The following is a 225-nucleotide window of genomic DNA, read 5'->3' as shown; positions in this document are numbered from 1 at the left end:
TTCAACACACAGCCGCCCGAAGGCGGCTGGTTGTTTGCAATTTCTCCTCCTCAATTCAATCCATGTTTCAACACACAGCCGCCCGAAGGCGGCTGGCCCTTCTATTGATGCAAACCCTACGCCATTTGTAGTTTCAACACACAGCCGCCCGAAGGCGGCTGGAGATATTGCCAGGGTAGTCTTTCGGACTCCAGTAGTTTCAACACACAGCCGCCCGAAGGCGGC

Source organism: Neisseria sp. HMSC061H08 (assembly GCF_001836795.1).
Lineage (GTDB): Bacteria > Pseudomonadota > Gammaproteobacteria > Burkholderiales > Neisseriaceae > Neisseria > Neisseria subflava_A.
Note: the sequence above shows the minus strand (reverse complement) of the source record.